Annotated in this window: 20 protein-coding genes and 1 pseudogene; 16 read left to right on the forward strand and 5 right to left on the reverse strand. The window is 62.6% G+C overall.

Annotation, left to right across the window (positions count from 1 at the left end):
• Positions 1-449: 449 nt before the first annotated feature.
• Positions 450-803 (reverse strand): hydroxyisourate hydrolase, encoded by a 354-nt coding sequence (gene uraH, locus IRZ56_RS09835; protein ID WP_196144778.1) that lies wholly within the window; start codon positions 801-803, stop codon positions 450-452.
• Positions 804-1,191: 388 nt separating this feature from the next.
• Between uraH and puuE the strand changes: the two genes are divergently transcribed.
• The 7 genes from puuE (at position 1,192) to IRZ56_RS09870 (ending at position 8,172) form a co-directional block, all read left to right on the forward strand.
• A complete protein-coding gene (gene puuE / locus IRZ56_RS09840; protein WP_196144779.1) occupies positions 1,192-2,118 on the forward strand; it encodes an allantoinase PuuE in 927 nt (308 codons plus the stop codon).
• A complete protein-coding gene (uraD, locus tag IRZ56_RS09845) occupies positions 2,118-2,633 on the forward strand; it encodes a 2-oxo-4-hydroxy-4-carboxy-5-ureidoimidazoline decarboxylase (RefSeq protein ID WP_196144780.1) in 516 nt (171 codons plus the stop codon). Before puuE ends, uraD begins: the two co-directional genes overlap by 1 nt.
• Positions 2,634-2,726: 93 nt before the next feature.
• Entirely contained in the window at positions 2,727-3,230 is a 504-nt protein-coding gene (locus tag IRZ56_RS09850; RefSeq protein WP_196144781.1) for an ureidoglycolate lyase, read from the forward strand.
• A 56-nt stretch (positions 3,231-3,286) separates the two neighbouring features.
• Entirely contained in the window at positions 3,287-4,615 is a 1,329-nt protein-coding gene (locus IRZ56_RS09855) for a urate hydroxylase PuuD (protein WP_196144782.1), read from the forward strand.
• 148 nt (positions 4,616-4,763) lie between these two features.
• Entirely contained in the window at positions 4,764-6,116 is a 1,353-nt protein-coding gene (locus IRZ56_RS09860; protein WP_196144783.1) for a nucleobase:cation symporter-2 family protein, read from the forward strand.
• Positions 6,117-6,251: 135 nt separating this feature from the next.
• Complete coding sequence (locus IRZ56_RS09865; RefSeq protein WP_196144784.1) at positions 6,252-7,037, forward strand: outer membrane protein OmpK; 786 nt, start codon at positions 6,252-6,254, stop codon at positions 7,035-7,037.
• Positions 7,038-7,389: 352 nt separating this feature from the next.
• Positions 7,390-8,172, forward strand: a complete 783-nt coding sequence (locus tag IRZ56_RS09870; RefSeq protein ID WP_196144785.1) for an outer membrane protein OmpK — start codon at positions 7,390-7,392, stop codon at positions 8,170-8,172.
• Positions 8,173-8,332: 160 nt separating this feature from the next.
• On the opposite strand, the gene IRZ56_RS09875 is transcribed toward IRZ56_RS09870, so the two are convergent.
• Positions 8,333-9,247: a DUF808 domain-containing protein gene (locus tag IRZ56_RS09875; protein WP_196144786.1), complete on the reverse strand. Its 915-nt coding sequence runs from the start codon at positions 9,245-9,247 to the stop codon at positions 8,333-8,335.
• A gap of 130 nt (positions 9,248-9,377) precedes the next feature.
• Between IRZ56_RS09875 and IRZ56_RS09880 the strand changes: the two genes are divergently transcribed.
• The gene (locus tag IRZ56_RS09880; protein WP_196144787.1) at positions 9,378-9,989 is read left to right on the forward strand and encodes a TetR/AcrR family transcriptional regulator; all 612 of its coding nucleotides are present in this window, start codon (positions 9,378-9,380) and stop codon (positions 9,987-9,989) included.
• Between the two features lie 114 nt (positions 9,990-10,103).
• On the opposite strand, the gene IRZ56_RS09885 is transcribed toward IRZ56_RS09880, so the two are convergent.
• Entirely contained in the window at positions 10,104-10,544 is a 441-nt protein-coding gene (locus tag IRZ56_RS09885; protein WP_196144788.1) for a GlcG/HbpS family heme-binding protein, read from the reverse strand.
• Between the two features lie 256 nt (positions 10,545-10,800).
• On the opposite strand from IRZ56_RS09885, the gene gcl reads away from it, so the two are divergent.
• From gcl to IRZ56_RS09925, 8 genes and pseudogenes are all read left to right on the forward strand, one after another.
• On the forward strand, positions 10,801-12,576 hold the full coding sequence (gene gcl / locus IRZ56_RS09890) for a glyoxylate carboligase (protein ID WP_084854615.1): 1,776 nt from the start codon (positions 10,801-10,803) through the stop codon (positions 12,574-12,576).
• A 57-nt stretch (positions 12,577-12,633) separates the two neighbouring features.
• On the forward strand, positions 12,634-13,416 hold the full coding sequence (hyi, locus tag IRZ56_RS09895; RefSeq protein WP_070576732.1) for a hydroxypyruvate isomerase: 783 nt from the start codon (positions 12,634-12,636) through the stop codon (positions 13,414-13,416).
• A gap of 40 nt (positions 13,417-13,456) precedes the next feature.
• On the forward strand, positions 13,457-14,434 hold the full coding sequence (locus IRZ56_RS09900) for a 2-hydroxy-3-oxopropionate reductase (protein WP_328306605.1): 978 nt from the start codon (positions 13,457-13,459) through the stop codon (positions 14,432-14,434).
• 230 nt (positions 14,435-14,664) lie between these two features.
• Positions 14,665-15,939: a glycerate kinase type-2 family protein gene (locus tag IRZ56_RS09905; protein WP_196144789.1), complete on the forward strand. Its 1,275-nt coding sequence runs from the start codon at positions 14,665-14,667 to the stop codon at positions 15,937-15,939.
• Entirely contained in the window at positions 15,936-17,351 is a 1,416-nt protein-coding gene (pyk, locus tag IRZ56_RS09910) for a pyruvate kinase (RefSeq protein ID WP_196144790.1), read from the forward strand. Before IRZ56_RS09905 ends, pyk begins: the two co-directional genes overlap by 4 nt.
• A 270-nt stretch (positions 17,352-17,621) precedes the next feature.
• Complete coding sequence (locus tag IRZ56_RS09915; RefSeq protein ID WP_196144791.1) at positions 17,622-18,497, forward strand: urea transporter; 876 nt, start codon at positions 17,622-17,624, stop codon at positions 18,495-18,497.
• A gap of 102 nt (positions 18,498-18,599) precedes the next feature.
• Positions 18,600-19,109, forward strand: a pseudogene (locus IRZ56_RS09920) (ion transporter); the annotation flags it as partial.
• Between the two features lie 160 nt (positions 19,110-19,269).
• Positions 19,270-20,268, forward strand: coding sequence for a sulfate ABC transporter substrate-binding protein (locus tag IRZ56_RS09925; RefSeq protein ID WP_196144792.1), 999 nt, complete (start codon positions 19,270-19,272; stop codon positions 20,266-20,268).
• An 84-nt stretch (positions 20,269-20,352) separates the two neighbouring features.
• Here IRZ56_RS09925 and IRZ56_RS09930 read toward each other — a convergent pair whose 3' ends face one another.
• Entirely contained in the window at positions 20,353-21,282 is a 930-nt protein-coding gene (locus IRZ56_RS09930; protein WP_196144793.1) for a class I SAM-dependent methyltransferase, read from the reverse strand.
• Positions 21,283-21,534: 252 nt separating this feature from the next.
• Complete coding sequence (locus IRZ56_RS09935) at positions 21,535-22,434, reverse strand: DMT family transporter (protein ID WP_196144794.1); 900 nt, start codon at positions 22,432-22,434, stop codon at positions 21,535-21,537.
• Between the last annotated feature and the right edge of the window lie 66 nt (positions 22,435-22,500).

Raw genomic sequence — 22,500 nt, forward strand, 5'->3', positions numbered from 1 at the left:
CATCCGGCCCCGGCGCTGCGCGCCGGGGTTCCCTCGCTCCGGCATTGCTCCCGGCGGGGCGCGGCGAAGGGCCATCCATGGCCCTGCGCCGCTTGCCAGGCATCCATGCCTGGCACCCACCTGCGCAATGCCTACGCTCGGCCTCCTGACGTCGCAATTGGCGGCGCCTGGGGTATTGCGTAGGAAAAGCAAGAGCAAGAGCGAAAGCGGCGGGGGTGGCGGTGAAAAATCATATTGATTGGTGGGCTGTTCTTGCCCAATCGCGGGGCAAGCCCGCTCCCACAGAGACCGCACAACGCTCGAGCGTGCGCCTCTTCTTCTTGCAGGAGCGGGCTTGTCCCGCGATGGGCCCGAAAGCTCACCGCCACTCCACTGAATATTCAAGACAAAAAAAAGCCCGCCAGTGTGAGAGCGGGCCAAGGACCTACGAAGATTCTTCTAGCGACCAACTAGCTTCCACGATAGGTCGAGTAACTGTACGGCGAGATCAGCAGCGGCACATGGTAGTGCTCCTGGTTCTGATCGATACCAAAGCGCAGCACGACAACATCCAGAAACGCGGTTTCAGGCAGTTTCACACCGCGAGCACGGTAGTAGTCGCCAGCGCTGAACTGCAGCTGGTACACCCCAGTGCGATAATCGTCACCCTGCAGCAGTGGCGCGTCGACGCGGCCGTCGCTGTTGGTCAGGGCAGTGTTCACCAGCTCCAGCTGCTGGCCTTCGACACGGTACAACTCGACCTTGATCGAGCTGCCCGGGCAGCCATGAGCGGCATCCAGTACGTGTGTGGTCAAACGTCCCATTTGCTTGTCGCCTCTTGTCGTATGCGTGGGCAAAAAATACACGGCAATCACCGCGCCAGGGGCCTGCGGTGTGCGGGAATGGAGCCATTAAGACATTTTCTCAAGAAATTGTACACAATTTTTTGAATACCTCTTGCACAACCACCCTTCCCTGCTTGTAAATACACCAATGCCCGCAAAGACAGGCCCCATGCCGACGGCGTCGTCATTAGCTGACCGACCAGGCAGGTTTCTTGCAATACATTCTCAACCGACAGATGGGAAGAAATGCGGAAAAACAGGCTTACAAAAGATTTCAGAAGTTGTATACAATCACTCCATCCGGTGGTGCGACAACCCGACGCGGGCCGCCCACCCCACGCATCGACGAACAAGAAGGAAGACTGCAGTGAGCGCTGACTACCCTCGCGACCTGATCGGTTACGGCAACAACCCACCTCACCCGCAATGGCCGGGGAATGCACGCATCGCTCTGTCCTTCGTGCTCAACTACGAAGAAGGCGGCGAACGCAACATCCTGCATGGTGACAAGGAGTCCGAAGCCTTCCTGTCCGAGATGGTCGCCGCCCAGCCGCTGCAAGGCGTGCGCAACATGAGCATGGAGTCGCTCTACGAGTACGGCAGCCGCGCCGGCGTATGGCGCCTGCTCAAGCTGTTCAAGGACACTGGCGTGCCACTGACCATCTTCGCCGTCGCCATGGCCGCCCAGCGCCACCCCGACGTGATCCGTGCCATGGTCGAAGCCGGCCATGAAATCTGCAGCCACGGCTACCGCTGGATCGACTACCAGTACATGGACGAGGCGCAGGAACGCGAGCACATGCTCGAGGCCATCCGCATCCTCACCGAACTCACCGGCGAACGCCCGCTGGGCTGGTACACCGGCCGCACCGGCCCGAACACCCGCCGCCTGGTGATGGAGGAAGGTGGCTTCCTCTATGACAGCGACACCTACGACGACGACCTGCCCTACTGGGAGCCGAACAACCCGACCGGCAAACCGCACCTGGTGATCCCGTACACCCTGGACACCAACGACATGCGCTTCACCCAGGTCCAGGGCTTCAACTGCGGCGAGCAGTTCTTCCAGTACCTCAAGGACGCCTTCGACGTACTCTACGCAGAAGGCGCCGAAGCACCGAAGATGCTGTCTATCGGCCTGCACTGCCGCCTGGTCGGTCGCCCGGCCCGCCTGGCCGCGCTCAAGCGCTTCGTCGAATACGCCAAGAGCCACGACCAGGTCTGGTTCGCCCGTCGCGTCGACATCGCCCGCCACTGGCACGCCACCCACCCGTACAAGAACGAGAACGCCTGATGACCGCTTTCAAGACCCTCAAGCCATCGACCCTGGCCCGCGACGCCTTCGTCGAAGCCTTCGCCGACATCTACGAGCACTCGCCGTGGGTTGCCGAGAAAGCCTATGACCTGGGTCAGCTGGCCGAGCTGGACGAGATCGAGGCGCTGCACCAGCGCATGAGCGACATTCTGCTCAGTGCCAGCCATGAAGACCAGTTGGCCCTGATCAATGCTCACCCGGACCTGGCAGGCAAGGCCGCCATCCAGGGTGAGCTGACCGAGTCGAGCACCAACGAACAGGCCGGCGCCGGTATTCACCAGTGCACCGCCGAAGAGTTCGCACGCTTCACCGAGCTCAACGACGCCTACAAGGCCAAGTTCCAGTTCCCATTCATCATGGCGGTCAAGGGCAGCAACCGGCACCAGATCCTCGCCTCCTTCGAAAAACGCATCCACAACGACGCCGATGCCGAATTCAAGGAAGCCCTGGCGCAGATCAACCTGATCGCCCTGTTCCGCCTGCTGCAACTTTAAAAGACGGTGCGATGGCCCGCCCCGAGTACGCGATACGTTCGCTCCGGGGCAGGCCCACCCCCTAAACAGAACATAGAACAAAGAGATAACCGCATGCGCACTTTAATGATCGAGCCCTTGACCAAAGAAGCCTTCGCCCCGTTCGGTGACGTGATCGAAACCGATGGCAGCGACCACTTCATGATCAACAACGGGTCGACCATGCGCTTCCACAAGCTCGCCACGGTCGAGACCGCCGAGCCCGAGGACAAAGCGATCATCAGCATCTTCCGCGCCGATGCCCTGGAGATGCCATTGACCGTACGCATGCTGGAACGCCATCCGCTGGGCAGCCAGGCTTTCATTCCGCTGCTCGGCAACCCCTTTCTGATCGTGGTCGCGCCAGTTGGCGATGCACCTGTATCAGGCTTGGTCCGAGCCTTCCGCAGTAACGGCAGGCAGGGCGTTAATTACCATCGCGGCGTCTGGCACCACCCGGTGCTGACGATCGAAAAGCGGGATGACTTCCTGGTGGTTGATCGCAGTGGTTCCGGCAACAACTGCGACGAGCATTACTTCACCGAGGAACAGATGCTGGTCCTCAATCCCCACCAATAAGAAAAGGTCGGTCATCCAGGGTTCGCCCAGGCCGTGACCGGCAAGAGGTAAATACTGTGGAAGCACACCTTCACGAATGGCTGAACCTGAGCATTCGCTGGGTTCACATGATCACCGGCGTCGCCTGGATCGGTGCCTCGTTCTACTTCGTCTGGCTGGAAAACAACCTGAACCGGAGCAATCCGCGTGACGGGCTGTCGGGTGACCTTTGGGCCATCCACGGCGGTGGTATCTACCACCTGGAGAAGTACAAGCTGGCCCCGCCGAAGATGCCCGAGAACCTGCACTGGTTCAAATGGGAAGCCTACTTCACCTGGATGTCCGGTATCGCCCTGCTCTGCGTGGTGTTCTACTGGAACCCGACCCTGTATCTGCTGGCACCTGGCAGCACCCTCAGCGGTGCCGAGGGCGTAGCCATCGGTATCGGCTCGCTGGTAGCAGGCTGGTTCATCTACGACTTCCTCTGCGACTCGCCCCTGGGCAAGCGCCCGGCCCTGCTTGGCGCCGTGCTGTTCGTCCTGATCATCGCTGCGTGCTTCGGCTTCAGCCTGGTATTCAGCGGCCGTGGTGCGTACCTGCACACCGGCGCGATCATCGGCACCATCATGGTCGGTAACGTGTTCCGCATCATCATGCCGGCCCAGCGCCAGCTGGTAGCGGCCATCGAGAAGAACGAAACCCCAGACCCGGTCCTGCCGGCCAAGGGCCTGCTGCGTTCGCGCCACAACAACTACTTCACCCTGCCGGTGCTGTTCATCATGATCAGCAACCACTTCCCGAGCACCTACGGCAGCCAGTACAACTGGCTGATCCTGGCCGGGATCGCAGTGGCCGCGGTACTGATCCGTCACTACTTCAACACCCGTCACGACAGCAACAAATACGCCTGGACCCTGCCTGTCGGCGCCCTGGCGATGATTTGCCTGGCCTACGTGACCGGCCCGAAGCCGATGCCGACCGCACCTGAGCAAGCCGCGGCGAAGATCGAGTACCAGCCGCTGCCGGCGACCGCCATCGGTGGCAAGACCGCTGCCGAACAGCGCGCCGAAGAAGCCGCCAAGGCCGCCGAAGCGCCTGCCGCACCGGCCGAAGCACCTGCCCAGGCTACCGCCCAGGCCGCTCCCGGTGGTTTCGAGAAGATCCACACCGTCATCCAGGAACGCTGCACTGTGTGCCACTCGGCCAAGCCGACCAGCCCGCTGTTCAGCGCTGCACCAGGTGGCGTGATGTTCGACACCCCGCAGCAGATCCAGGCTCAGGCCGCGCGTATCCAGGCGCAGGCCGTCGCCAGCCAGATCATGCCGCTGGGCAACATCACCCAGATGACCCAGGAAGAACGCAACCTGGTCGGTGCCTGGATCGCCAAGGGCGCTCCGGTCAACTGAGTCGCGCGCTGTAACACACGTCAAGCTGTAAGTAGTACGTAGCTAGCATCGAGCTAGGACTCCAGAGGGGAAACCCCGGGCTTTCGAGCCTGCCCCTCCGGAGCCCGACGCTTGGATCCGAGAATAAAAACAAAACTCGAGGTGCTGCATGTCCGAGTCCCGCAAGGCGTACATCCCCGTTGCGCCCCCACGACAGCCTCTGCCCCTGTTCCAACTGATCCTGGTGGGCCTGCAACATGTATTGCTGATGTACGGAGGCGCGATCGCCGTGCCTTTGATCATCGGCCAGGCCGCCGGACTGTCTCGTGAAGAAGTTGCCTTCCTGATCAACGCCGACCTGCTGGTCGCAGGCGTTGCCACAATGGTTCAATCGTTCGGTATCGGCCCCGTCGGCATTCGCATGCCAGTGATGATGGGGGCCAGCTTCGCTGCCGTCGGCAGCATGGTTGCCATGGCCGGCATGCCGGGCGTCGGCCTGCAGGGGATTTTCGGCGCGACCATCGCGGCCGGTTTCTTCGGCATGCTGATCGCGCCATTCATGTCCAAGGTGGTGCGGTTCTTCCCACCCCTGGTCACCGGTACCGTGATCACCTCGATCGGCCTGTCGCTATTCCCGGTCGCGGTCAACTGGGCCGGTGGTGGCCATGAGGCCGATACCTTCGGCTCGCCCATCTACCTGCTGGTTGCCGGCCTGGTACTGGCGGTGATCCTGCTGATCAACCGTTTCATGCGTGGTTTCTGGGTCAATGTCTCGGTACTGGTAGGCATGGGCCTGGGCTACATCCTGGCCGGCTCGATCGGCATGGTCGACCTGTCCGGCCTGTCCGAGGCGCCATGGGTGCAGGTGGTCACGCCGCTGCACTTCGGCATGCCGACCTTCAGCCTGGCACCGATCCTGTCCATGTGCCTGGTGGTGGTGATCATCTTCGTGGAATCCACCGGCATGTTCCTCGCCCTGGGCAAGGTCACCGACCGCGAAGTCACCCCGGGCATGCTGCGTCGCGGCCTGATGTGCGATGCGGGGGCGTCGTTCGTCGCCGGCTTCTTCAATACCTTCACCCACTCCTCCTTCGCTCAGAACATCGGCCTGGTGCAGATGACCGGGGTGCGTTGCCGCTATGTCACCATCGTGGCCGGCGCCTTGCTGATCCTGCTCAGCCTGCTGCCCAAGGCGGCCTTCCTGATCGCCTCGATCCCGCCTGCGGTACTGGGCGGCGCGTCCATCGCCATGTTCGGCATGGTCACCGCCACGGGTATCAAGATCCTCCAGGAAGCGGACATCTCCGACCGTCGCAACCAGCTGCTGGTCGCGGTCAGCGTCGGCTTCGGCCTGATCCCTGTGGTCCGTCCGGAGTTCTTCGCCCAGATGCCCCAGTGGATGGAGCCCATCACCCACAGCGGCATCGCCATGGCCACGCTGAGCGCCCTGGTGTTGAACCTGTTGTTCAACATCCTTGGCGGTGCCGAGCGCGCCGTGCACAACGCCGCCCATCAGCACTGAGTGGTCGGGCGGCAACATCGCCGCCCGGCTCTTCCCCGCAGTAACCGCAACACCGTCGGCCCACGCGCGTGGGCCGTACGGGGCGCCTGCGCGCCGAAAAAACCACAAACAAGAACAAGAACCGGGAATCACAACATGAAGCGCATCACCTCGTCCCTGTTGCTGGGCAGCAGCCTGCTGGCCACCCTCCCCGCCGTCGCGGGCGACTTGTTGGAGTGGCACGGCGAAAGCCTGACGTACCTGTACGGCAAAGACTTCAAGGTAAACCCAGGCATCCAGCAGACAGTGACGTTCGAACACGCCAACCGATGGAAATACGGCGACACCTTCCTGTTCATCGACAAGACCTTCTACAACGGCCAGGCCGATGCCACCAAAGGCCCGACCACCTACTACGGTGAGTTCAGCCCACGTCTGTCGTTCGGCAAGATCTTCAACCGCAAGCTCGAGTTCGGCCCGATCAAGGACGTACTGCTGGCCATGACCTACGAGCGCGGCGAAGGCGACAACGAGGCCTACCTGATCGGCCCCGGCTTCAGCCTGGCAGTACCGGGCTTCAACTATTTCAACCTGAACTTCTACTGGCGCAATACCGAGGGCAGCCGCCCCGGAGATGATGTCTGGCAGATCACCCCGAACTGGTCCTACACCATTCCTGTCGGTAAATCCGACATCCTCATCGATGGCTACATCGACTGGGTGGTGGACAACGACCAGACCCGCCGTGGCACCTACCACTCCAACCTGCAGTTCAACCCCCAGGTCAAGTACGACCTGGGCAAGGCCTTGAACTGGGGTGCCAAGCAGCTCTATGTGGGTATCGAATACAGCTATTGGAAGGACAAGTACGGCATCGACAGCCAAGGCAATATCGACAGCAACCAGAGCGTAACCAGTGCCTTGGTGAAAGTTCATTTCTAAAAGTTGACTGAAAGATCAAGTTTTGTGCCATAGTGCGCCAGGACGGAGCACTTGAGGCCTGGCGCGCAAGTGAGTAATCTGCGCGCCCCCTCGATCAGGGCAGGAAGGATCCTGCCCGCGTTTCCTGACCGCTCAGTCAATGAATTCGGGCGGTTGGCCAACGTGTTGCCAGCCTGAAATACCCTTTTCATCCGTTCAGAACGAAGTCGAGCAGGATGGTTGTGACCAACCCGGAAAGTTGGCGCAGCTCTTGCCAAACAGCTGTGGCCAATCGAAAAAAGCTGACTCGAAAGACAAGAATAGCGCCAAAGAGCGCTGACAACAGATCTGACTCAAGGGAGCGACCTTCGCAATGCGTACCATCAACAGCCTGATACTCGCCGGCGGCCTGCTGGCATCCGGAGCCACGTTCGCCGGCGATCTTCTGCAATGGCAGAACAACAGCCTCACCTACCTGTGGGGCAAGAACTTCAAGGTGAACCCGGAAACCCAGCAGACCTTCACCTTCGAGCACGCCGATGGCTGGAAGTACGGGGACAACTTCATCTTCTTCGACAAGATCTTCTACCAGGGCAAGAAAGACGCCAGCAACGGCCCGAACACCTACTACGGCGAAATCAGCCCGCGGTTGTCGTTCGGCAAGATCTTCGACCAGAAGCTCTCGTTCGGCCCGGTCAAGGACGTGCTGTTGGCCATGACCTATGAGTTCGGCGAAGGCGATACCGAGGCCTACCTGATCGGCCCAGGTTTCGATCTGGATATCCCAGGCTTCGACTACTTCCAGCTGAACTTCTACCAGCGCACCACTGACGGTAGCCGCCCCGGTGATAACGTCTGGCAGATCACCCCCGTGTGGTCCTACACCCTGCCGGTGGGCTCGTCCGACATCCTGATCGACGGTTTCATGGATTGGGTGGTGGACAACGACGAGAACCGCCGCGGCACCTACCAGGCCAACTTGCACTTCAATCCACAGGTGAAATACGACCTGGGCAAGGCGCTGAAGATTGGCCAGAAGCAGTTGTACGTGGGTATCGAGTATGACTACTGGAAGAACAAGTACGGCATCAAGGACAGCGATGCGTTCACCACCGACCAGAACACCATGAGCTTCCTGCTCAAGTATCACTTCTGACGGTGTACGGGGGCTGCTGCGCAGCCCTTTCGCGGCGCAAGGCCGCTCCTACAGAGGGTGGAGCTGCTGCGCAAGGCCGCTCCTACAGGCGGGAGTGGCCTGTATTTGTGGGAGCGGGCTTGTCCCGCGATCCGGGGCTTGCCCCGGCCATCCCCCGCAGTCAATTGGCCGGGCGCAGCACTTTCCACACCTTGCCCAGCACACTCACCACCGCCAGTACCACGGCTCCGGCCACAATGCCTACCAGGCCATTGAGCACACCGCCGGTAAGCGCCCCGCCACGCCCTTCGCTGAACGCTTCGATGGCATGATGCAGCGGCTCGATGCCATGCACCAGGATGCCGCCGCCGACCAGGAACATGGCCGCGGTGCCGATCACCGACAGACTCTTCATCATGTACGGGGCGGCCCGCAGTATGCCGCTGCCCACCGCTTTGGCCAGGTTCGATGCCTTGGTGGTCAGCCATAGCCCCAGGTCGTCGAGCTTGACGATACCGCCCACCAGCCCATACACCCCGATGGTCATCACCACGGCGATGCCCGAGAGCACGACGATCTGCTGGGTCAACGGCGAATCGGCAACGATGCCCAGGGTGATGGCGATGATCTCCGCCGACAGGATGAAGTCGGTGCGCACCGCGCCTTTGATCTTGTCCTTCTCGTAGGCCACCAGGTCGATGTTCGGGTCGGCCAGGGCTTCGTTGTGCGCCGCATGCTGCGTCGCATCCTCGGCCTTGCTGTGCAAGAACTTGTGCGCCAGCTTCTCGAAACCTTCGAAGCACAGGAACGCGCCGCCGAGCATCAGCAGCGGCGTCACCGCCCAGGGTATGAATGCACTGATCAGCAAGGCCGCAGGTACCAGGATCGCCTTGTTGATGAATGAACCCTTGGCCACCGCCCAGACCACCGGCAGCTCCCGGTCGGCACGCACGCCCGTCACCTGCTGGGCGTTGAGCGCCAGGTCGTCGCCCAACACGCCTGCGGTCTTCTTCGCCGCGACCTTGGTCATCACCGAGACATCATCGAGCACCGTGGCGATGTCGTCGATCAGTACCAGTAGACTGCTTCCTGCCATGTTTGCCTGTTTCCAATGGGTTGAATGGGCCGAAGTCTAGCCCAAAGCGGCTGCCTTGAGCGCCCGACAAGGCGGGTGCTACCATGCCGGACCCTCTTTAGAGGTGGCCAGACAAAGGAAGATTCCCGACATGAGCACCATTCGCGAGCGCAACAAGGAGCTGATCCTGCGCGCGGCCAGCGAAGAATTCGCCGACAAGGGCTTCGCCGCCACCAAGACCAGCGACATCGCCGCCAAGGCGGGCCTGCCCAAGCCGAACGTGTACTACTACTTCAAATCCAAGGACAACCTCTACCGCGAGGTCCTGGAAAGCATCATCGCGCCGATCATGCAGGCCTCCACGCCATTCAACGCCGACGGCGACCCCAAGGAGGTGCTCAGCGGCTACATCCGCTCGAAGATCCGCATCTCCCGTGACCTGCCCCATGCGTCCAAGGTGTTCGCCAGCGAGATCATGCACGGCGCCCCGCACCTGTCGCCCAGCCAGGTGCAGCAGCTCAACGAACAGGCGCGGCACAACATCGAGTGCATCCAGCGCTGGATCGAGCGCAAGCAGATCGCCCCGGTCGACCCACACCACCTGATGTTCAGCATCTGGGCGGCGACCCAGACCTACGCTGACTTCGACTGGCAGATCTCGGTGATCACCGGCAAGGCCAAGCTGTCCGACACCGATTACGAAGCCGCGGCCGAGACCATCATCCGCCTGGTGCTCAAGGGCTGCGAGCCCGAGGCTGCCTAATAGACCCAATCGCCGGCAAGCCGGCTCCCACAGGTACTCCACTGACAGTGAATTCAGTGCGATACCTGTATGAGCCGGCTTGCCGGCGATTGAACCATTACAGTCAATCCAGAATCAGGCGGCGACCCCAGCATCCGCCGTCAGCCCCACCTCTTCGATCGCACTGATCGCGCACTGCTCGTCGATATCCGACGTATCACCGCTGATCCCTACCGCACCCAATACCTTGCCGTCCTGATCGCGAATCAGGACACCACCCGGCGCCGGCACCACCGGACGCTCGCCCAGGCCGTTGAGCGCCGCGAAGAACGCCGGCCGTTGTTGCGAATCCAGCGCCAGCAGGCGCGAACCCTTGCCCAGGGCGACAGCCCCCCAGGCCTTGCCCATGGCCACCTGCGGGCGCAGCAAGCTGGCGCCGTCCTCGCGCTGCAGCGTGAGCAGATGCCCACCGGCATCCAGTACCGCCACCGTCAAGGGGGCGGCGTTGATCTTGCGGCCTGCGTCCAGCGCGGCGTTCACCAGGCTGACGGCGACTTTCAGGGTCAATGCGTTCATGGAAAGGTCCTCTTCTTGTTGTGAGAAGCCCTGAGGGCAGTTGAAAACCGATACGACAATAGAACACAACGGCCAGATTTTTTGTATACAATATTTTCAGACTATCGTGCACGATCAGACGAAATGCCGTTTTCATAGGCTTCCCGACGAAAGCCACCTCCACAGATGAAAATGGATTGACCTAAGGCGCCGAGCGTGAATACACTCTGTCGCAAAGCAAGTTGTATACAATTACAAAATCGATGAGGCACAAACCATGAGCAAAATGAGAGCAATCGATGCAGCCGTTCTGGTCATGCGCCGTGAAGGTGTAGATACCGCGTTCGGCATCCCGGGGGCTGCCATCAACCCGCTGTACTCGGCCCTTAAGAAAGTCGGTGGCATCGATCACGTCCTCGCTCGCCACGTCGAAGGCGCTTCCCACATGGCCGAGGGTTACACCCGCGCCAACCCGGGCAATATCGGTGTGTGCATCGGCACCTCCGGCCCAGCCGGCACCGACATGGTCACCGGTCTGTACAGCGCTTCGGCCGACTCCATCCCAATTCTCTGCATCACCGGCCAAGCCCCTCGTGCTCGCCTGCACAAGGAAGACTTCCAGGCCGTTGACATCACCAACATCGTCAAGCCAGTCACCAAGTGGGCCACCACTGTCCTGGAACCGGGCCAGGTGCCCTACGCGTTCCAGAAGGCCTTCTACGAAATGCGCACCGGCCGCCCAGGCCCTGTGCTGATCGACCTGCCGTTCGACGTGCAGATGGCCGAAATCGAATTCGACATCGACGCCTACGAGCCGCTGCCGGTGCACAAGCCAGCCGCCAACCGTGTCCAGGCTGAAAAAGCCCTGGCCATGCTCAACGAAGCCGAGCGTCCGCTGATCGTTTCCGGCGGCGGCGTGATCAACGCCGATGCCAGTGAGAAATTGGTCGAGTTCGCCGAACTGACCGGCGTACCGGTCATCCCGACCCTGATGGGCTGGGGCACCATCCCGGACGATCACCCGCAGATGGTCGGCATGGTTGGTCTGCAGACTTCGCACCGCTACGGCAACGCCACCCTGCTCAAGTCCGACTTGGTATTCGGTATCGGTAACCGTTGGGCCAACCGCCACACCGGCTCCGTCGACGTCTACACCGAAGGCCGCAAGTTCGTTCACGTGGATATCGAACCCACCCAGATCGGCCGTGTGTTCACCCCGGACCTGGGTATCGTTTCCGACGCAGGCGCCGCACTGGATGCGTTCCTGGAAGTGGCCCGTGAGTGGAAAGCCGCCGGCAAGCTCAAGTGCCGCCGCGAGTGGCTGGAAGACTGCCAGCAGCGCAAGTCGAGCCTGCAGCGCAAGACCCACTTCGACAACGTGCCGGTCAAGCCGCAGCGCGTGTATGAAGAAATGAACCAGGTCTTCGGCAAGGACACCTGCTACGTTAGCACCATCGGTCTGTCGCAGATCGCCGGCGCCCAGTTCCTGCATGTGTACAAGCCACGCCACTGGATCAACTGCGGCCAGGCCGGCCCGCTGGGCTGGACCATTCCGGCTGCCCTGGGCGTGGTCAAGGCCGACCCCAAGCGCAAGGTCGTCGCGCTGTCCGGTGACTACGACTTCCAGTTCATGATCGAAGAGCTGGCCGTGGGTGCGCAGTTCAACCTGCCGTACGTCCACGTGCTGGTGAACAACGCCTACCTCGGCCTGATCCGCCAGGCCCAGCGTGGCTTCGACATGGATTACTGTGTACAACTGGCGTTCGAGAACATCAACGCCACCGAAGCCAACAACTACGGCGTCGATCACGTGGCCGTGGTCGAGGGCCTGGGCTGCAAGGCTCTGCGTGTGTTCGAACCGGCTGAAATCGCCCCTGCCCTGCTCAAGGCGCAGAAGATGGCCGAAGAGTTCCGCGTACCGGTGGTGGTCGAGGTGATCCTCGAGCGCGTGACCAACATTTCCATGGGTACCGAGATCAACGCGGTTAACGAGTTCGAAGACCTCGCCCTGGTCGGCAACGACGCGCCTACCGCGATCTCGATGCTGGACTGACCGCCTGACGCCCCCGCGCCGGCTGTGCCGGGGGCCTTCATCTGCAAGGAGACAACCATGCCTCGCTTCGCTGCCAACCTGTCCATGCTGTTCACCGAGCAGGACTTCCTGGCCCGCTTCAAGGCCGCCGCCGACGCTGGTTTCAGCGGTGTCGAATACCTCTTCCCGTACGATTTCAGCGCCGCCGAGATCAAGCAACAGCTCGATGCCCACGGCCTGACCCAGGTGCTGTTCAACCTGCCGGCCGGTGATTGGGGCAAGGGCGAGCGCGGCATCGCCTGCAACCCTGAGCGCGTAGAGGAATTCCGCGCAGGTGTCGACAAGGCCATCGAATACGCCAAGGTCCTGGGCAACACCCAGGTCAACTGCCTGGCCGGTATCCGCCCGCAAGGCCCGGACTGCGCCACCGTGCGCAAGACCTTCGTCGACAACCTTAAGTACGCCGCCGACAAGCTCAAGGCCGCGGGTATCCGCCTGGTCATGGAAATGATCAACACCCGCGATATCCCAGGCTTCTACCTGAACACCACCAAGCAGGCCCTGGAAATCCAGGCCGAAGTCGGCAGCGACAACCTGTTCCTGCAATACGACATCTATCACATGCAGATCATGGAAGGTGACCTGGCTCGCACCATGGAAGCCAACCTGAAACTGATCAACCACATCCAGCTGGCCGACAACCCCGGCCGCAACGAACCAGGCACCGGCGAGATCAACTATCGCTTCCTGTTCGAGCACCTGGACCGCATCGGCTACCAGGGCTGGGTGGGCGCGGAATACAAGCCGCTGACCACCACCGAAGCAGGCCTGGGCTGGCTGAAGACCCACAACGCAATCTAACGATCGGACACCGACCTGTAGGAGCGGGCTTGTCCCGCGATTGCGATGGCGACTTCACCGCCGCCATCGCGGGACAAACCCGCTCCTACAGGATCCGCGAACAAATACAAAGAGGCACATTGTCATGGCTAAAATCGGTTTCATCGGCACCGGCATCATGGGCAAACCAATGGCCCAGAACCTGCAAAAGGCAGGTCACAGCCTGTTCGTTTCCACCCACCACGACGCCGCCCCGGCCGATCTGGTCGCCGCTGGCGCCGTCGCCCTGGCCAACCCGAAGGAAGTGGCCCAGGAAGCCGAGTTCATCATCGTCATGGTCCCGGACACCCCGCAGGTAGAAGCGGTCCTGTTCGGTGAGAATGGCGTGGCCGAAGGCGTTGGTCCGAACAAGGTGGTGATCGACATGAGCTCGATCTCCCCTACCGCCACCAAAGCCTTCGCCGAGAAGATCAAGGCCACCGGCGCTGCCTACCTAGACGCCCCGGTTTCCGGTGGTGAAGTCGGCGCCAAGGCCGGCACCCTGAGCATCATGGTCGGTGGTTGCCCGAAAGCCTTCGAGCGCGCCCTGCCGCTGTTCGAAGCCATGGGCAAGAACATCACCCGCGTTGGTGGCAACGGTGACGGCCAGACCGCCAAGGTCGCCAACCAGATCATCGTCGCCCTGAACATCCAGGCCGTCGGCGAAGCCCTGCTGTTCGCTGCCAAGAATGGCGCGGACCCAGCCAAGGTACGTGAAGCGCTGATGGGCGGCTTCGCCTCCTCGAAGATCCTCGAAGTGCACGCCGAGCGCATGATCAAGGGCACCTTCGACCCAGGCTTCCGCATCAACCTCCACCAGAAGGACCTGAACCTGGCCCTGCAAGGCGCCAAGGAGTTGGGTATCAACCTGCCCAACACCTCCAACGCCCAGCAAGTGTTCAGCACCTGCGTCGCCCTGGGCGGCGGCAACTGGGACCACTCGGCGCTGATCAAAGGCCTGGAGCACATGGCCAACTTCTCGATCCGCGACGACAAGTGATCACGGGCTGCCTTGCAGCCCAATCGCTGGCAAGCCGGCTCCCACCATTCTGAAGTCTTCTGTTGTACCTGTGGGAGCCGGCTTGCCGGCGATGAGATCCACACTGTTGAACCTGCGACCACAGGCCCAACGGTGACACCGAGCAACACCCGCCCCTGGTTCGGCCTGCACGGAGGCAGTTCCAGGGGCGTTTTCGATTCTGCAGAACAATAAGATTTTGGGAGCCTGCCATGTCGGTCGATCCACAAAAAATTCTCCGCGAGCTGTTCGACACAGCCATCGCCGCCGCTCACCCACGCCAGGTCCTGGAACCTCACCTGCCTGCCGACCGAACCGGTCGCGTCATCGTCATCGGCGCCGGCAAGGCGGCCGCGGCCATGGCCGAGGTGGTCGAGAAGAGCTGGCAGGGCGAAGTGTCCGGCCTGGTCGTGACCCGCTACGGCCATGGCGCCAACTGCCAGAAGATCGAGGTGGTCGAAGCCGCCCACCCGGTCCCCGATGCCGCCGGCCTGGCCGTGGCCAAGCGCGTGCTGGAACTGGTCAGCAACCTCAATGAAGACGACCGGGTGATCTTCCTGCTCTCCGGTGGCGGCTCGGCCTTGCTGGCCCTGCCTGCCGACGGCCTGACCCTGGCCGACAAGCAACAGATCAACAAGGCCCTGCTCAAGTCCGGCGCCACCATCGGCGAGATGAACTGCGTGCGCAAGCACCTCTCGGCGATCAAGGGCGGCCGCCTGGCCAAAGCCTGTTGGCCGGCGACGGTCTACACCTATGCCATCTCCGACGTTCCTGGGGACCTGGCCACCGTCATCGCCTCCGGCCCCACCGTGGCCGACCCGAGCACCTCGGCCGATGCCCTGGCCATTCTCAAGCGCTACAACATCGAAGCGCCCAAAGCCGTTGTCGATTGGCTGAACAACCCGGCCTCGGAAACCGTCAAGGCCGACGACCCGGCCCTGGCCCGCAGCCACTTCAAGCTGATCGCCAAGCCCCAGCAGTCGCTCGAGGCCGCGGCCGTCAAGGCCCGCCAGGCAGGTTTCAGCCCACTGATCCTGGGCGACCTGGAAGGTGAGTCGCGCGAAGTGGCCAAGGTGCATGCTGGTATCGCCCGGCAGATCGTGCTGCATGGCCAGCCGCTGAAGGCGCCTTGCATCATCCTGTCCGGCGGCGAGACCACGGTCACCGTGCGCGGCAACGGCCGTGGCGGGCGCAACGCCGAGTTCCTGCTCAGCCTGACCGAAAACCTCAAGGGCCTGCCAGGCGTCTACGCCCTGGCCGGGGACACCGACGGCATCGACGGCTCCGAGGAAAACGCCGGCGCCATCATGACTCCGCAAAGCTACGCCAACGCCGAGGCCCTGGGCCTGTCAGCGTCCGACGAGCTGGACAACAACAACGGCTATGGCTACTTCGCCGCACTGGATGCGCTGATCGTCACCGAGCCGACCCGCACCAACGTCAACGACTTCCGTGCCATCCTGATCCTCGAGACTCAGCCATCATGACGCCAGATAAGAAAGTCAAAATCCTCGCTACCCTGGGCCCTGCGATCAAAGGCGTCGACGATATCCGCCAACTGGTCGAAGCCGGCGTGAACATCTTCCGCCTGAACTTCAGCCATGGCGAACACGCCGACCACGCCCTGCGCTACCAGTGGATCCGCGAAGTGGAGCAACAGCTGAACTACCCACTGGGTATCCTCATGGACCTGCAGGGGCCCAAGCTGCGTGTCGGCCGCTTCGCCGAAGGCAAGGTGCAACTGCAACGCGGCCAGGCCCTGCGCCTGGACCTGGACAGCACCCCAGGCGACAGCCGCCGGGTCAACCTGCCCCACCCCGAGATCATCGCTGCGCTGGAGCCTGGCATGGACCTGCTGCTCGATGACGGCAAGCTGCGCCTGCGGGTAACCGCCAAGCACAGCGACGCCATCGACACCGAAGTGGTCGCCGGCGGCGAGCTGTCCGACCGCAAGGGCGTCAACGTGCCCCAGGCCGTGCTCGACCTCAGCCCACTGACCGAGAAAGATCGCCGCGACCTGGCCTTCGGCCTGGACCTGGGCGTGGACTGGGTGGCCCTGTCGTTCGTCCAGCGCCCTGAAGACATCGTCGAAGCCCGCCAGCTGATCGGCGAGCGCGCCTACCTGATGGCCAAGATCGAGAAGCCCTCGGCGGTCGAGCAGCTGCAGGCGATCGCGGAGCTGTCCGACGCGATCATGGTCGCGCGCGGCGACCTGGGTGTGGAAGTGCCGGCCGAAAGCGTGCCGCAGATCCAGAAACGCATCATCGGCACCTGCCGCCAGTTGGGTAAGCCAGTAGTGGTGGCGACCCAGATGCTCGAGTCGATGCGCTTCTCTCCTGCTCCGACCCGCGCCGAGGTCACCGATGTGGCCAATGCCGTGGCCGAGGGGACCGACGCCGTCATGCTGTCGGCCGAGACCGCCTCGGGCGACTACCCGCTCGAAGCCGTGCAGATGATGAGCAAGATCATCCGCCAGGTGGAGAACGGCCCGGACTACCAGGCCCAGCTCGACGTCGGCCGGCCCAAGGCCGAAGCCACGGTGTCGGACGCCATCAGTTGCGCGATTCGTCGCATCAGCGGCATCCTGCCAGTGGCCGTGCTGGTCAACTACAGCGAGTCGGGTTCCTCGACCCTGCGCGCGGCTCGCGAGCGCCCGCGTGCACCGATCCTCAACCTGACGCCGAACCTCACCACCGCTCGCCGCCTGAGCGTGACCTGGGGCGTGCACTCGGTGGTCAACGATCGCCTGCGCCAGGTCGATGAGGTTGTTTCCACTGCCCTGGAAATAGCCCAGGCGCAAGGCATGGCCAGCCGTGGCGACACGCTGCTGATCACCGCCGGTGTGCCTTTCGGCAAGCCGGGGACGACCAATACACTGCGGATCGAGACCTTGGTCTGACCCAAAGGGCGCTCCTGCAAAGAATAGGCAATACCCTGTAGGAGCGGCCTTGTGCCGCGAAAAAAGAGGGCAATACCAGGGCTGCTACGCAGCCCATCGCCGGCAAGCCGGCTCCCACAGGAACAGTGCTGTCCTCAAGGCTGACGCGTTACTTGTGGGAGCCGGCTTGCCGGCGATGGGCGTGCAGCGCCCTCCCTGGACACGATAACGGCGGACAACCCGAGGCCCAAAGAGGCCCACCGCTTTCCCAACAACCTTCCCGACTGCCCCATGTACACCAAGAATTTCGTCAACCCATGCCCCGACTGGGCCACGGCTTTGCTCAACGGCTTCAGCCAGGTACTGCTGCTGCGCAACCCCTTGTGCGGCCTGTGCTGCCTGCTGGCCATCCTGGTGACCGCCCCGAACCTGGTCGGCGGCGCCCTGCTCGGTGCCCTGGCCGGGCTACTGACCGCCCAACGCCGCGGTTACGAACGCGCCGACCGCCAGGCCGGCCTGTACTGCTACAACGGCGTATTGATCGGCCTGCTGATCGCGGCCTTGCTGCCATGGTCGGCCATCATGCCACCGTTGATCATCGCCGCCGGCGGCCTCTCCAGCATCCTCACGCACCAGTGGCGCAAGCGCGGCGGCAAGCTGCTGATCGCCTATACCGCGCCTTTCGTGCTACTGGGTTGGGGTACCCTGCTGATGGCAGAGCCTATGCCGGCCCTCTACACCGAGGCCAATCCGCTCTATGCCTTGCTACGCGGTGTGGGCCAGATCTTTTTGCTGGACAACCCGCTGGCCGGCCTGCTGATCGTCATCGGCATGTTCGTCGCCAACCCCTATGCCGCACTCTGGGCACTGATCGGCTCGGCCATCGGCGGCGCCGTGGCTCTGTTGGCGGGCGAGGCCCAGGCCGCCTGGATGGGGCTGTTCGGTTTCAACGCAGCGCTCGCCGCGCTGGCCTTCAGCCGCCAGGGCGAACGTCCTTGGGTAACCCTGCTGGCCATCACTGCGGCCCTGCTGTTGCAACCGCTGTTCAACCTGATGCCCATCGCCGGCCTGACAGCGCCCTTTGTCGTCGCCTGTTGGCTGATGCACCTGGGCGGCCATCTGGCGCAATCATTTCAACGCCGCAACGCAGGCCGCTTGCACAGCTAAAACCCAGCCCCTAGGCTCAGTCCATCGCACAATGGAATGCGCCCATGGATAACCCTGCTAGCCTGCGCGAGCGGCTGTACGTCGTCGTCTTCCAGACCGACACTGTACTACAGCGACGCCCAGTACCTGCTGATCGTGCGGGTCATCCGCATGCTGCGAATCTTCCGCGTGCTCAAGTTAAGCCCCTACCTCAAACAGGCCCATTACCTGCTCGCGGCGCTACAGGGCAGCCGACAGAAGATCATCGTGTTCCTGGTCAGCGTATCGACCCTGGTCACCGTGTTCGGCACCCTGATGTACATGGTCGAGGGCCCCGAGCATGGCTTCACCAGCATCCCCAAGGGTATCTACTGGGCGATCGTCACCCTGACCACCGTCGGCTTCGGCGATATCGTGCCGAAGACACCGCTGGGCCAGGTGCTGTCGTCACTGGTGATGATCACCGGTTATTCGATCATCGCCGTGCCCACGGGCATCTTCACCGCGGAGCTGGCCAACGCCCTGCGCGGCGAACAGCTGCAGCATGACTGCCCGACATGCCGCAAGAACACTCATGAACATGGTGCGGCGTTCTGCTCGCGTTGCGGCAATGCGTTGTTTCCAAAGTTATAGAAACGGGCTAACCCCGTGATTGCGTCGGCTGGAACTGACATCGTCGCCTGAGCAGTTGCAATGGCATAACCAAAGTGTTTTTTGTTCTTTAACCGCTGCCAGGCCACCCGCTATAGTCGCTGGCAAACTGCCTACAACCTCTCAAGAACAAGGAAGCAACGTGAAAAAGCTCTTTACCGCCTCGCTGCTCGTCGCAGGCATGGCCTTGGGCAATTTGGCCCAGGCTGCACCGACCCTGCTCAACGTTTCCTACGACGTAATGCGCGACTTCTACAAGGACTACAACCCGGCATTCCAGAAGCACTGGGAAGCCGAGCACAACGAGAAGGTCAACGTGCAGATGTCCTTCGGCGGTTCGAGCAAACAGGCACGTGCCGTGATCGACGGCCTGCCGGCGGACGTCATCACCATGAACATGGCCACCGACATCAACGCCTTGGCCGACAACGGCAAGCTGGTGCCGGACAACTGGGTTTCGCGCCTGCCGAACAACAGCGCACCGTTCACCTCCGCCACTGTGTTCATCGTGCGCAAGGGCAACCCCAAGGCCCTGAAAGACTGGCCCGACCTGCTCAAGGAAGGCGTGCAGGTGATCGTACCCAACCCCAAGACTTCGGGTAACGGCCGCTACACCTACCTCTCGGCCTGGGGCTATGTGCTCAAGCAAGGCGGCGACGAAGCCAAGGCACGCGATTTCGTCGGCAAGCTGTTCAAGCAGGCACCGGTGCTGGACACCGGCGGCCGCGCCGCGACCACGACCTTCATGACCAACCAGATCGGCGATGTGCTGGTGACGTTCGAGAACGAGGCGGAAATGATCGCCCGCGAATTCGGTCGCGACCAGTTCGAAGTGGTCTACCCGAGCGTGTCGGCCGAGGCCGAGCCACCGGTGACCGTGGTCGACAAGGTAATCGAGCGCAAGAAATCCCGCGCCGTGGCCGAGGAATACCTCAAGTACCTGTGGTCGCCGGCGGCCCAGGAACTGGCCGCGCAGAACTACCTGCGCCCGCGTGATGCGACCGTATTGGCCAAGTACACCGACCGCTTCCCGAAGGTGGATTTCCTGTCGGTGGAGAAGACCTTCGGTGACTGGCGTACCGTGCAGAAGACCCACTTCAACGACGGTGGCGTGTTCGACCAGATCTATACCAACCAGTAACCGTTCGCGACACAAGCCCGTTCCCACTGGCCAGGCTGGATACGATCGCTGTGGGAGCGGGCTTGTCCCGCGATCGACGCTTACTCAGGCTCGCTGACGAAACACCAACGCCTTCAAGCCCCCAGCCGGATCCGCATCCGGAAATTCCGGCGGATTCTCCAACCGCTCGACGAATGCCAGCCCCGGTGCATGTTCGGCCATGCCCTCGATCAGGAAGTCCGGCCCGATACCTGGGTCATTGACACACGCCAGCACCGTCCCCTGCCCCGTCAACAGTTCCGGCAAGCGTCGCAGGATCTTCGCGTAGTCCTGGGTCAGCACGAAGCTGCCCTTCTGGAAGGTCGGCGGGTCGATGATGATCAAGTCATAAGGCCCGTACTTGCGCACCTTGCCCCAGGACTTGAACAGCTCATGCCCCAGGTAGGCGACCCGGGAGGCATCGTGGCCATTGAGCTTATGATTGTCGCGCCCACGGGACAATGCCGCCTTGGCCATGTCCAGGTTGACCACTTGCTGCGCCCCGCCGGCAATGGCCGCCACTGAGAAACCACAGGTATAGGCGAACAGGTTGAGCACCCGCTTGCCCGCAGCCTGCTCGCGCACCCAACGGCGGCCGTAGCGCATGTCGAGGAACAGTCCGTTGTTCTGCCGCACGCCCAGGTCCAGCAGGTAGGTCAGGCCATCTTCGATCACTTCGCGTTGCCGGCACGGCTCGCCCAGCAACCACTGGCCGGGGCTGTCCGGCAGGTAACGGTGCTGGATAAGGATGGCTTGCCCGGCCCACTGCGGACGTTCGGCGAGGCGGCGCAACATGGCTTCCAGCTCGGCCAGCTGGCCTTCGGGCGGCTCGCGGAACAGCGCTACCAGCAGCACGCCTTGCAGCCAGTCGACCGTGATCTGCTCCAGGCCCGGCCAGCAGCGGCCGCGGCCGTGGAACAGGCGGCGGGTTTCCTGCGGGGCGGGGTCAAGGGCGGCGAGCAGGTGTTGCTCGAGGGTGTGGATCGGCGAGGTCATGGTGGGGTCGCAAGCAAAAAAGAACGCATTCTACCTAATGCCAGCCTATAAGCACTGTCAGAGGCTGCTACGTACCCCATCGCGGGACAAGCCCGCTCCCACAGGTTCACCGCTGCCCGCAAGAGCGGCGCATCCTTGTGGGAGATTACCCAGCCCTTCGGGCTGCGCTGTCGCGCAAAGAACAAGCGGCTAGCGCCGCCCCCCTGTGGGAGCGGGCTTGTCCCGCGATAGGGCCCGCCAGGCAAACCACGCTCAATACCCCTTCACCGCCCCCCTACCCGAACGGAACCACCACCCCTGCTGCATGCCTGCCGCCGCCAGCAGGATCGCCGCCACACCCAGCCACTGCAGCGGTGCCAAGCGGTGGTCGAACGCCACCCAATCGACCAGGATCGCCGCGATCGGGTAGATGAACGACAGCGCACCGGTCAACGCCGTGGGTAGACGCTGGATGGCGCTGTACAGCAGCACGTACATCAGCCCGGTATGGACGATACCCAAGGTCACCAGGCTAGCCAGTGCCGGCGCCTCTGCAGGTAGCCCGCGTACCCCGACCCAAGGCGCCAGCAGCAAAACACCGGTAATCACCTGGACCAAGGCGATCAGGTGCGGTGGCGTACCGCTCAGGCGCTTGATGATCAACGCCGCCACCGCGTAGAGGAACGCTGCGCCCAACGCCAGACCGATGCCTTGCAGATAATCACCCGCCCCTCCCTGGCCGTTGCCATGGGCGCTGACGATGGCCAGCATGCCGAGGAACGCCAGGCTCAGCCAGGTCATCTTCGCCAGCGTGACCTTCTCGCCCAGGAACAACGCCGCCAGCCCCACCAGCATGAACGGCTGAACGTTGTACACCGCCGTGCCGATCGCGATCGAGGCCTTGGCATAGGAGGCGAACAGCAACACCCAGTTACCGACGATGGCCACCCCGCTGGCCACCGCCAACAGGAAGGTCGTACGGGTCAGTACACCGGGCTTGAGCAACCCCATGGCTGCGCAGATCAGCAGCAAGGTGCCGGCACCGAACACACAACGCCAGAACACCACCTGCGGTACCGGCTGCCCGGACACCAGCACGAACCAGCCGATGGTGCCGGAGATCAGCATGGCGGCCGTCATCTCCAGCGAGCCGCGACGCAACGAATTGTCCATCTCACACCTCCTGTCGAACAGGGCAACAGTATGTGCGGGGCAAGGGTCGACCATCCAGCGGAAAAG

Source organism: Pseudomonas guariconensis (genome assembly GCF_015680235.1).
GTDB lineage: Bacteria > Pseudomonadota > Gammaproteobacteria > Pseudomonadales > Pseudomonadaceae > Aquipseudomonas > Aquipseudomonas guariconensis_A.

Excerpts from the sequence above, each read along its gene's own strand:
- IRZ56_RS09935 (WP_196144794.1), bottom strand. The coding sequence starts at position 22,434 with ATGGACAATTCGTTGCGTCGCGGCTCGCTGGAGATGACGGCCGCCATG.
- IRZ56_RS09860 (WP_196144783.1), top strand. The coding sequence starts at position 4,764 with ATGTCCGAGTCCCGCAAGGCGTACATCCCCGTTGCGCCCCCACGACAG.
- IRZ56_RS09885 (WP_196144788.1), bottom strand. The coding sequence starts at position 10,544 with ATGAACGCATTGACCCTGAAAGTCGCCGTCAGCCTGGTGAACGCCGCG.
- hyi (WP_070576732.1), top strand. The coding sequence starts at position 12,634 with ATGCCTCGCTTCGCTGCCAACCTGTCCATGCTGTTCACCGAGCAGGAC.
- IRZ56_RS09930 (WP_196144793.1), bottom strand. The coding sequence starts at position 21,282 with ATGACCTCGCCGATCCACACCCTCGAGCAACACCTGCTCGCCGCCCTT.
- pyk (WP_196144790.1), top strand. The coding sequence starts at position 15,936 with ATGACGCCAGATAAGAAAGTCAAAATCCTCGCTACCCTGGGCCCTGCG.
- IRZ56_RS09880 (WP_196144787.1), top strand. The coding sequence starts at position 9,378 with ATGAGCACCATTCGCGAGCGCAACAAGGAGCTGATCCTGCGCGCGGCC.
- gcl (WP_084854615.1), top strand. The coding sequence starts at position 10,801 with ATGAGCAAAATGAGAGCAATCGATGCAGCCGTTCTGGTCATGCGCCGT.
- uraH (WP_196144778.1), bottom strand. The coding sequence starts at position 803 with ATGGGACGTTTGACCACACACGTACTGGATGCCGCTCATGGCTGCCCG.
- IRZ56_RS09905 (WP_196144789.1), top strand. The coding sequence starts at position 14,665 with ATGTCGGTCGATCCACAAAAAATTCTCCGCGAGCTGTTCGACACAGCC.
- IRZ56_RS09850 (WP_196144781.1), top strand. The coding sequence starts at position 2,727 with ATGCGCACTTTAATGATCGAGCCCTTGACCAAAGAAGCCTTCGCCCCG.
- IRZ56_RS09875 (WP_196144786.1), bottom strand. The coding sequence starts at position 9,247 with ATGGCAGGAAGCAGTCTACTGGTACTGATCGACGACATCGCCACGGTG.
- IRZ56_RS09915 (WP_196144791.1), top strand. The coding sequence starts at position 17,622 with ATGTACACCAAGAATTTCGTCAACCCATGCCCCGACTGGGCCACGGCT.
- IRZ56_RS09870 (WP_196144785.1), top strand. The coding sequence starts at position 7,390 with ATGCGTACCATCAACAGCCTGATACTCGCCGGCGGCCTGCTGGCATCC.
- uraD (WP_196144780.1), top strand. The coding sequence starts at position 2,118 with ATGACCGCTTTCAAGACCCTCAAGCCATCGACCCTGGCCCGCGACGCC.
- IRZ56_RS09865 (WP_196144784.1), top strand. The coding sequence starts at position 6,252 with ATGAAGCGCATCACCTCGTCCCTGTTGCTGGGCAGCAGCCTGCTGGCC.